The following is a 9,512-nucleotide window of genomic DNA, read 5'->3' as shown; positions in this document are numbered from 1 at the left end:
GTTCCCGCGTTCGCGCTGGGCGACTACGAGTGGATCCTGGCCTTCGAGGCTCCCGAACTGCACCGCATCGTCGACCTGATGCGTGACCTGCGTGCCACCGAGGCGCGGCTGCACGTCCGGGAAGAGGTGCCCTTCTTCACCGGTCCGCGCGTGGACGTGGAGAAGCTGGTCACGGCACTGCCGTGATCTGACTCGCACATGAGCCATTCCGACGGGGCGGCAACGCCACCCCGTTATCAACACATGTCCCACTGGGGAATGTTCGAGGCCGAGGCGGCGGGCGGCGAGGTCGTCGCGGTGCACCCCTACGAGGGGGACTCCGACCCGTCGCCCGCCCTGGGCAATTTCGCCGGCTCGGTGCGGCACAGGTCGCGGATAACCGGACCCGTCGTGCGCCGCGGGTGGCTCGAGAACGGGCCCGGGCCCAGCAGTGCCCGCGGATCCGACGAGTTCGTGTCGGTGGACTGGGACGAGCTGACCGAGAGACTCGCGAACGAGTTGCGCCGCGTCATCGACACTCATGGCAACAGCGCCATTTTCGGCGGCTCCTACGGGTGGGCCAGCGCTGGGCGCTTTCACCACGCGCAGAGCCAGGTCCACCGGTTCCTCAACACACTCGGGGGATACACCCGCTCGGTGCACAGCTACTCGCTCGGTGCGACCGGCGTGATCATGCCCCGTGTCGTCGGCACGCATTGGAAGCTGTTCGCGCGGTCGACGTCGTGGAAGATCATCGCCGAGAACACCGATCTGATGGTGTGCTTCGGCGGTGTCCCGATCAAGAACACCGGTGTCAACCACGGGGGCACCAGTGATCACCCCACGCGTGATGCGCTCGACGCGCTCCGGCGCCGCGGCGGAACCATCGTGTCGTTCAGTCCATTGCGCGACGACATGCACGGCAACGCCGAATGGCATGCGCCGGTGCCGGGAACCGATGTGGCGATCATGCTTGCTCTCGCCTATGTGCTCGCGTCGGAAGGTCTGCACGACAGGGCATTTCTGGAAAGCCACTGCTTCGGTTACGACCGCTTCGAGGACTACCTGCTCGGACGCGCGGACGGGCAGCCGAAGACTCCGGAGTGGGCTGCGCGGATCACCGGCATCGCGGCGTCGGATCTGGTCACGCTCGCGCGCCGGATGGCATCCGGCCGGACCATGGTCACCGTTACCTGGTCGCTCCAACGCGTCCGGCACGGCGAGCAGGCCCCCTGGATGGGCGTGACCCTCGCCGCGATGCTGGGCCAGATCGGCCTTCCCGGTGGAGGTTTCGGACACGGATACGGGTCGATGAACGAACCCGGCCTCGCGCCGGTCCCGTACCCGCTGCCGACCCTGCCGCAGGGACCGAACCCGGTCGGCGACTTCATCCCGGTGGCCGCCATCTCGGACATGCTGCTCAACCCGGGCGGGCGGTTCGACTACGACGGCCGGACGCTCACCTACCCGGACATCAAGATGCTGTACTGGGCCGGTGGCAACCCGTTCCACCATCATCAGGACATCGCCCGGCTACGCCGCGCGCTGGCCCGTCCCGACACGATCGTCGTGCACGAGCCCTACTGGACGCCGATGGCGCGGCACGCGGACATCGTGGTGCCGTCCACCACGTCTCTGGAGCGGGCCGATCTCAGCTGCACCCGCAACGATCCTCTGATCGTGGCGATGCATCCCGCGGTTCGTCCGTATGCGGATGCGCAGGACGATTACGACACGTTCGCCGCGGTGGCCCGCAGGCTCGGCGTAGGGGAGACGTTCACCGAGGGCCGCACGTCGGGCCAGTGGCTGGAACATCTCTACGGGCAGTGGCAGAAGTTCGTGCGAGCCGACGGCGGCCACGCCCCCGACTTCGACGAGTTCTGGACTCAGGGGCACGTACGGATGCGCACCGAGGACGATCTCGTCCTGTTCGGGGACTTCCGGGCAGACCCGGCGAAGTACCCGCTCGACACGCCCAGCGGACGGATCGAGATCTTCTCGGCCGACATCGACGGCTTCGACTACGCCGACTGCGCCGGCCACCCGCGTTGGTACGAGCCCGAGGAGTGGCTCGGCGGAGAGCGTGCCGGACGGTATCCCCTGCACCTGATCGCCAATCAGCCGCGCAGCAGATTGCACAGTCAACTCGACCACGGCGCCACCAGCCAGAAGTCCAAGATCCACGGCCGTGAGCCGCTGCGCATCCACCCGTCGGATGCGGCCGATCGGCGGCTCGCCGCGGGGGATGTGGTGCGGGTCTTCAACGATCGCGGTGCCTGCCTGGCCGGGGTGGTGGTGGACGACGGTGTCCGCCGCGGGGTGGTGCAGCTGTCGACGGGCGCATGGTACGACCCGCTCGACCCCGCGGACCCGGATTCGCTGTGCGTGCACGGCAACCCCAACGTGCTGACCCCGGACGTCGGAAGTTCGTCGCTGTCACAGGGCTGCACCGGCCAGCACGTGCTGGTGCAGATCGAACGCTACTACGGTGAGCTCCCGCCGATTCGTGCGTTCGATCCGCCCACGATCACTTCCCGGTCGGCTCGAGACGCAACGAAATCGAGTTGATGCAGTAGCGCTGATCGGTGGGGGTGGGGTAGCCCTCACCCTCGAAAACGTGCCCGAGGTGGCTGTGGCACGCCTTGCAGATCACCTCGACGCGGCGCATCCCGAGGGCGGTGTCCTCACGCAGGATCACGGCGTCCGAATCGGCCGGGTCGAAGAACGACGGCCAACCGCAATGCGATTCGAACTTCTCGGTGCTCCGGAACAATTCCGCGTCGCAGGCGCGGCAGCGATAGACGCCCTCGGTCTTCGTGTCCGTGTACTCGCCGACGAAGGGACGTTCGGTGCCCGCCTGCCGCAGTACCGCGTATTCCTCGGGGGTCAGCTTCTCCCGCCACTCGCTGTCGGAGAGAACGACCTTCGGGCTGGATTCTGTGGGATTCTGCTGCGCACTCATATCCCCACGCTAATACGTTTTGGGTCGGGCGGCTGTCGGGCCCGAGTCGGGGCGCACAGCGTCGGCGGAAACGGGCGTGGGAGTGCGGCGGTCGACGTGCCGTGGCCTCATGAGGCAGACACGATATTCCGGCAGGTGATATCGGAGAAGGCAACCGCGAGCGGCTCGCCACGCGTTCCGCTGAACGATCTATGTTCGGGTTGCCGACTCGGCCTCGGGCTCGGCGGACCGCGGGGACGCGGTCTCCGGTGCCTGCTCTCGAGGTTCGAGGAGAAAGGCAGGGTCGATGCCCTGATCGAGCCGGCCCTCTTTCCGGGCAGTCAGGTAGCGCACGGTGAGAACACCGAAGATGACGATGAGCAGCAGGCTCCACCCGAGTGTGGTCTTCATGTATTCGGCTGTACGTCCGGCCTCGGCGAACCGGCTCGACAACCAGCTGTCGTAGCTCATGAACCCGTACACCGCCAGCCACGCCGGCCAGTTCCGCATCACCGAGTTCTTGAGTACCACCGACATCAGGAGGGGGAACAACATCATCGAGTAGTACATCTGGCCCAGGGAGCCGAGGAGCCAGGAGGCGGTGAGCAGCACACCTGAGGTGGTGACGACGTAGAAGAGTTCGTCGTGCCGGTAGTACCGATAGAGCAGCCACAGTGAGGTCGCGACGAGAACCAGGAATGCTCCGCGCAGGGACCAGACCAACGCGGTCGGGAGACCGTAGTACTTGCCGTTGCCGACGATGGCGCTGTTGAAGTAGTCCCGGGACTCCATCAGATACGGGACCGTGTGGTGGATGAAATCCATCGGATCGGCCGACAGCGGCCACGCCACCGCGGTGAGGATGAGCGGTATCCCGACCGCGGTGACGAACACTTTCCACTGCCCGCGCACGAGCGGGAGCAGCAGGAGGGGCGCAAGGATCGGCTTCACCGCAAAGGTCAGCCCGATCGCGACACCGGACCACAGATCCTTCCTCTTCATCAGCAGGTAGAGGAACGCGATTTCACCGAGGAGGACGAGCCCGTTGATGTTGGTGAAGACGAGAGTGTTGGTGACGGTCTCGGAAGAGAATGTCGCGAACAGCAGGATCGGGGCGGCGATGGAGTTCACGCCGAGATCGAACAGGCGGAGCAGCAGGTAGAGCGCAATGATGATCGCGATCGCGTTGGCGGCGATGAACAACCAGCGGGACTTCTCGGGGTCGATCACCGCGATCGGGGCCATGAGCAGGGTGCCCGAGGGTGGATACAGGTAGTGCGGGTCGACCGAGTCGAAGTTGGCGCCATACACCGGCCTGCCGTTCAGGAAGGCCAGAGCCGCGTTGTACACAGGACGGAAATCGTCGGTGATGTACCCGTTGACCGCCTTGACGACCACTCGATGCAGCACGGTCATGACGGCGATCGGCCACAGCGCGAAGTTGATGACCTCGTTTGCAGACCGCCCGGTGCGCGGCTCGAGATGTCGAAGGAACACCCCGGCACGGTACACCGAGACGCGCCGACACGGCGTCATGCACCCCACCTTGCGAGCGGCGGTGAAGGTCACCGTCAGGCGGGGCAGGCGCTTCCGTCCGGCGGCAGTGTCCCGTCCGCGACATACGAGACGATCGCTTTCTGAGTGCAGTCGGAATGGGTCGCCGGATGCCCTCTGCCGTGCCATGTCAGGGTGGCGGTGGTGGCGCCTGCACCGGCGACGGTCCCCGTCACCGTGCCGACGCCGGCATTGCCCACCACCGGGTCGGCGACACCACTGAGGACGAGTACGGGCATCTCGAGTTCGCTCGGCAGCGCAGGAGGGGTGGTCGCCGGCCACGATGTGCAGGTCAAGAGACCCACAGCGGCCTCGGGTCCGAAGAGGGGGAACCGTTCGCTCCACTCCTGCCGGAGTTCGCGCACGCGGTCGGGGGCGGGCCACTGCTGACCGTCCGTGCACCGGGTGATGTATTGCCCGTCGCTGTCGTAGGTGGCCTGCCCTCGCTGCGCGAGGGTGACGATGGCGGCGGTGTCGCCCGCCCGGGCCGCAGAGAGTGCGTCGGCGAGTGTGCGGACACGGCCTTGCTGGTCGCCGCCGGCTTCGGCGAGGGTGCTGGACATGGCGGTGAGAAGGGCGTTCGCCGAGATCTGGGGGAGAGCGCCGTTTCGTGCGCGGGTGACCAACTCCGCGACGGTAGCCCGCGGGTCGGGCCCGAGGGCGCAGTTCAGTGCGGTGCACTGCCGCGCGAACGCGTCGAATGCCGCCTCTTGCCCGGCCGCCTGCTGCTCGACCACGCCGGCCGCGTCGACCGTGGTCACCCTCGGCGAATCGAGGACGAGCCGGCCGACGTGGTTCGGGTACTTGGCGGCGTAACCGAGGGCGACGGCGGCACCGTTGCCGGTCGCGAGGATCCCGAGGGAATCCACGTTCCAGACCTGGCGCAGCTCTTCGATGTCGTCCGCGGCGTGGGTGCTGTCGAAGGCGAGTTCCTGTGGTTGGAGGTAGTCGGTGCACGCAATGGTGGCGTCCCGTCCCAGTGCCGTCACCTTGTCGATCTGATCGCCCGTGCCGGGATCGAACTGGCCCAGGTCGAAGACGGCGCGCCGCATGTCGGCGGTGAGGCATTCGATCTTCTGCGAGGACTCGATGCCACGCCGATCCACCGCCACTACCGGCTGGGCCGACAGGAGGGTGGTGAGACCGCCGGCCGCGAGCGCCGCGAGCGTCGCGGTCGACGACCGATCCGAACCCGACGTCAGGACCAACGGGGCCACGTTCTCGGGAGTTCTCGCGAGCCGGGCGCGCATGGCGCCCATGGCGAACGATCCCGGCAGCGTTCCGCCGGCGTCGACGGCGGCCTCGTAGGTGCCGCATTCGAGGATCAGACCTGCGGGACCCGGTCCCAGCCCCCGCACCGACAGCGTGCTCTGCGTGCAATCCGTCCAGGCCAGTTCGTTGACCGGGACCGGGAGCGGTGGCGGCGGGGCATCGGGTTCCACGGTCTCGCTCACGAGAGGTTCACTTCCGCCTCCCTCGCGTTCGACCGCCACGTGAGGCCGGTTCGACGGTCCGGCCCCGCACGCGCTGCACACCACGAGAACCAGTGCGAGCAACCCCAATCTGCGCATGCCGCCCAGCCTGCCAGGTTCGCCGCGCCGCGGGGCATCCGCACCCGTCGCTCAGGTGCGGGGCAGGCGCACCCATCGCGTCAGGACGGTCCCGTCGGTGTCGGTGAGAACGTGCGCGGGCATCATCGGAACTCGGTGGGCCAGTGGGGACGTGGTGATGCGGCCCGCGATCCCACCGACCAGCGTGGGCGAGGTGGTGAGGCAGAGTTCGTCCACCACGTCGTCCGCGGTGAGCTGCCCGAACAGGCCGGGTCCGCCCTCGCATAAGACTCTGCTCAGCCCGAGATCTGCCAGCGCGGTGACGATCGACGCACTCGTCACCTCAGCTGTACCCACAACGACCACCCGCGCTCCCAGTTCCGTGATGGCAGCCACCCGCTCGGGGTCGGCATCGGCCCCGGTGAGCACGATCGGGGGCACCTCGGTGTCGGTGAACAGACGCGACTGCGGGTCCAGATGTGCGCGGGCCGAGACGACGGCGATCGGCGGAACCGCGGACATCCCGGAGGCCAGCCGACGCCTACGCGCCTCGGCGGAGAGGCGTGCCCCGCCGTAATTCTCGCTCCGAGCGGTGCCCGCCCCGACGAGCACGACGTCCGCGAGTTCGCGCAGAGTGTCGAACACCGCCTTGTCGGCCGGGGTGCCGAGGGCGCCGCTGACGCCGTCGAATGACACTGCACCGTCGATGCTGCACACGAAATTGGCTCGGACCCACGGCCTCGGGCCCGGTGCCGGATAGGCGTAGAGCTCGCGGATCTCGCCCGCAGTGAGCTCACCGGACTGCGGATCGGGCCCGGGGTATCCCGGTGTGAAGTAGGTCGCATTCTGCAGACGGCGCATGTAGACGATCACAACACGCGGATACCCTGGCTGTATGCATGCACGTCTTGTCGATCGCAGCCCGGTGGTGCCGGCTGATCAGTTGGTAGCCCAAATGGTGCCCCCGGCCATGTTCGACGAGGTGAGCTTCGCGTCGTATATCCCGGATCCCGCCGAACCCAGCCAGGCTGTCGCTGTGCAGAAGGCCGAGGAGTTCGCGAATAAGGTCGGGAAGATCCGGGCTGGTGGACGTCGCGGCCTGTTCGGCAAGAAGACGCCCTCGACGGGTGCCGGCCTCTACCTCGACGGCGGCTTCGGTGTCGGTAAGACCCACCTGCTGGCCTCGATCTTCCACAGCGTGCCATCGCCCAAGGCGTTCGGCACGTTCGTGGAGCTGACCCACGTCGTCGGCGCACTCGGTTTCAACAAGGCCGTCGAGCAGCTGTCCGACCACAGTGTCCTCTGTATCGACGAGTTCGAGCTCGACGATCCGGGCGACACCATGCTGGTGTCCCGCCTACTGTCCGAGTTGTCGGCGCGCGGTGTTTCCATCGTCGCGACGTCGAACACGCTGCCCGGGCAGCTCGGTGAGGGCCGGTTCGCCGCGCAGGACTTCCTCCGCGAGATCAAGAAACTCGGTTCCATCTTCGAGACGATCCGTGTGGACGGCCCGGACTACCGGCATCGTGATCTGCCGCCCGCACCCGATCCGATTTCCACCGAGGAACTCCTCGACCGTGTGGAGGCCACACCCGGCGCGACTCTCGACAACTTCGACGACTTGTGCTTGCACCTGAGCACCCTGCACCCGTCGCGGTACAACAAGCTCGTCGAGGGAGTGCCCGCGGTGTTCCTCGACGGAGTGCACCCCGCCGCGGACCAGTCGGTGGCCCTGCGCCTGGTGGTTCTCGCCGACCGGTTGTACGACGCGAGTATCCCCGTCACCGTCGCCGGCGCGAAGCTGGACGAGATCTTCACCGAGGAAATGCTCGCAGGCGGATACCGGAAGAAGTATCTGCGCGCCACATCACGTTTGCTCGCCCTCTCTCGCTTCGAGGTGGCCGCGAGCTGACCCGCTCTACAGCTTGCGTTCCATCACGAAGTCGTGGTGTTCCTGCGTGCCCACCATGAATGTGCGGGTGCCGACGCGATGGAATCCGTGTTTGGCGTAAAAGCGCTGTGCCCTGGTGTTCTTCTGATTGACTCCGAGCCACAGCCCGGCGCAGTGCGCGGCGACGGCGCGCTCGACGATGGCGTCCATCAGGGCCGATGCCACACCGGTCCCGTGTCTGCCGGGAAGCACGTACAACTTGCTGATCTCGGTGGCCGGGCGTGCCGTCACCATCCGGGCGATCTCGGGGTCCGGCGGTTCGCCGTCTACGAGCATGGCGTAGCCGACGATCGATCCGCGATGGGTCACCTTCAACACAGTGCGAGACGGATCGGTGAGATATTCGGAGAACCGTTCGGCCGACAGGACGTCGTCGATGAACGCGGCGATGTCGTCCCGGCTGGCATCGGGTGGGCAGGCGAGTGGGAACGTGGCGGCGGCTACGTCGGCAATCGCCTCGGAATCCCAGATACCGGCAGGGTCGACCTCCACAGTCACAGCTGATTCACCGCATCCTTCGATTCACACGCCGTCGTTCCTCGTACTGTCCCGTAGTCATCCGATCGCCGCAACGTTCCCGCCCATCCTCGGGTCGACATTTCCTCGGTAGAACACTCTCGCCACTCCAGTTGCGCGGTCCGTTCGGGTCTGTCGCTGTCGTGCACGCCCGGGCCTGCGTCGCCATGACAAGACTGAGCCCCAGCCGTGGATGGGGGGTCATGGCCGGGGCTCGATGCCATCGGGGGTGGATGGCTGCTGCCGACATTACCTGAGGATTTCCTCATGTTCCAGCGCATGCGGTAACGATTCCGGCACCTGCGGGTCGCCCACCCGACGCTTTCGAAACCTATCGGACGGACCCTGGTTGTCCCGGAGTACCGCAATGGCCTACAGTGTCTGGTTATGCAGCGCATCCTCGTAGTTCTCCGCCGTAGCGGGGTCTGATTCCGGACCGACCCCCCGCTGCGGGTCGTCGAGCTACGCGTTGGTCCTCCCTTCTTGTAGGAAGACCGAGAGAATGAGCACCTTCACCTCTACCGCTTCACATTTCTCCGCCGCGGCCGATTCGGAAATCGATCCCTTCGCCGCCCGGTTCGGCAAGACGCTCCCGCGCGACCTGCGCATCGAGGCATCAGGGATGAGCTGGCACAGCTTCGAGGCCCTCTACGCGGCGAGCGGTCCAATCCGGTTGGGGAGCTGGACTCGATCGAAGTCGGGTCCGGGAACGTGGGAGTTCGAGGCGACCTTCGGCATCGGTGGTTCGATCTGCACGAGCGGTACCACTGCGCCGGGCCCGGTGTCGGCCATGACGTCCATGCTTCACGATCTGAACTGCGGCATGGAGATCCTGTCGTTCCATCAGCACCGCATCGGCGAACGAACTGCCACGTTTCTGCTCTGTGAGCGTGGGGGCGAACGACGGTGGGCCATGGGCATCGCGGACTCCGACACCGATTCAGCCATGCGCGCGATGATTTCGGGCGCCAACCGCCTGCACGCGCACTGACGCGACACCGGTGTGGCCCCGGTCGAGGAC

9 protein-coding genes are annotated in these 9,512 nt (G+C 66.7%); 4 read left to right on the top strand and 5 right to left on the bottom strand.

The window, feature by feature from the left end; all coding sequences use genetic code 11:
• Together WAW17_RS14020 and WAW17_RS14015 are read left to right on the top strand one after the other, a co-directional pair.
• On the top strand, positions 1-186 hold a 186-nt coding region (locus tag WAW17_RS14020), incomplete at its 5' end, for a chlorite dismutase family protein (RefSeq protein WP_422333565.1).
• A gap of 12 nt (positions 187-198) precedes the next feature.
• Entirely contained in the window at positions 199-2,547 is a 2,349-nt protein-coding gene (locus WAW17_RS14015) for a molybdopterin guanine dinucleotide-containing S/N-oxide reductase (RefSeq protein ID WP_422333564.1), read from the top strand.
• On the opposite strand, the gene msrB is transcribed toward WAW17_RS14015, so the two are convergent.
• From msrB to WAW17_RS13995, 4 genes are all read right to left on the bottom strand, one after another.
• Positions 2,507-2,941, bottom strand: a complete 435-nt coding sequence (gene msrB, locus WAW17_RS14010) for a peptide-methionine (R)-S-oxide reductase MsrB (protein WP_422333563.1) — start codon at positions 2,939-2,941, stop codon at positions 2,507-2,509. The two genes, WAW17_RS14015 and msrB, sit on opposite strands and share 41 nt — an antisense overlap.
• Positions 2,942-3,130: 189 nt before the next feature.
• A complete protein-coding gene (locus WAW17_RS14005) occupies positions 3,131-4,456 on the bottom strand; it encodes a glycosyltransferase 87 family protein (protein ID WP_422333562.1) in 1,326 nt (441 codons plus the stop codon).
• Positions 4,457-4,491: 35 nt separating this feature from the next.
• On the bottom strand, positions 4,492-6,045 hold the full coding sequence (locus WAW17_RS14000) for an alpha/beta hydrolase (RefSeq protein ID WP_422333561.1): 1,554 nt from the start codon (positions 6,043-6,045) through the stop codon (positions 4,492-4,494).
• A 51-nt stretch (positions 6,046-6,096) separates the two neighbouring features.
• Positions 6,097-6,885 (bottom strand): pyrimidine reductase family protein, encoded by a 789-nt coding sequence (locus WAW17_RS13995; protein WP_422333560.1) that lies wholly within the window; start codon positions 6,883-6,885, stop codon positions 6,097-6,099.
• 34 nt (positions 6,886-6,919) lie between these two features.
• On the opposite strand from WAW17_RS13995, the gene zapE reads away from it, so the two are divergent.
• Positions 6,920-7,936 carry a cell division protein ZapE gene (gene zapE, locus WAW17_RS13990; protein WP_422333559.1) on the top strand — a complete coding sequence of 339 codons (1,017 nt, stop codon included), beginning with the start codon at positions 6,920-6,922 and terminating at the stop codon, positions 7,934-7,936.
• 6 nt (positions 7,937-7,942) lie between these two features.
• Here the strand turns inward: zapE and WAW17_RS13985 are convergent, their stop codons facing one another.
• Positions 7,943-8,473, bottom strand: a complete 531-nt coding sequence (locus tag WAW17_RS13985; protein WP_422333558.1) for a GNAT family N-acetyltransferase — start codon at positions 8,471-8,473, stop codon at positions 7,943-7,945.
• A 520-nt stretch (positions 8,474-8,993) separates the two neighbouring features.
• On the opposite strand from WAW17_RS13985, the gene WAW17_RS13980 reads away from it, so the two are divergent.
• The gene (locus tag WAW17_RS13980) at positions 8,994-9,482 is read left to right on the top strand and encodes a 2-isopropylmalate synthase (protein ID WP_422333557.1); all 489 of its coding nucleotides are present in this window, start codon (positions 8,994-8,996) and stop codon (positions 9,480-9,482) included.
• Positions 9,483-9,512 lie beyond the last annotated feature (30 nt).

The sequence above is a fragment of the Rhodococcus sp. (in: high G+C Gram-positive bacteria) genome, assembly GCF_049286785.1.
In the GTDB taxonomy this organism is placed as follows: domain Bacteria; phylum Actinomycetota; class Actinomycetes; order Mycobacteriales; family Mycobacteriaceae; genus Rhodococcus_F.
The sequence above is the reverse complement of the archived record's forward strand: the minus strand, read 5'-3'. Positions and strand labels throughout refer to the sequence as shown.

Coding starts and splice junctions, on each gene's coding strand:
- WAW17_RS14015 (WP_422333564.1), top strand. CDS start 199: ATGAGCCATTCCGACGGGGCGGCAACGCCACCCCGTTATCAACACATG.
- msrB (WP_422333563.1), bottom strand. CDS start 2,941: ATGAGTGCGCAGCAGAATCCCACAGAATCCAGCCCGAAGGTCGTTCTC.
- WAW17_RS14005 (WP_422333562.1), bottom strand. CDS start 4,456: ATGACGCCGTGTCGGCGCGTCTCGGTGTACCGTGCCGGGGTGTTCCTT.
- WAW17_RS14000 (WP_422333561.1), bottom strand. CDS start 6,045: ATGCGCAGATTGGGGTTGCTCGCACTGGTTCTCGTGGTGTGCAGCGCG.
- WAW17_RS13995 (WP_422333560.1), bottom strand. CDS start 6,885: ATGCGCCGTCTGCAGAATGCGACCTACTTCACACCGGGATACCCCGGG.
- zapE (WP_422333559.1), top strand. CDS start 6,920: ATGCATGCACGTCTTGTCGATCGCAGCCCGGTGGTGCCGGCTGATCAG.
- WAW17_RS13980 (WP_422333557.1), top strand. CDS start 8,994: ATGAGCACCTTCACCTCTACCGCTTCACATTTCTCCGCCGCGGCCGAT.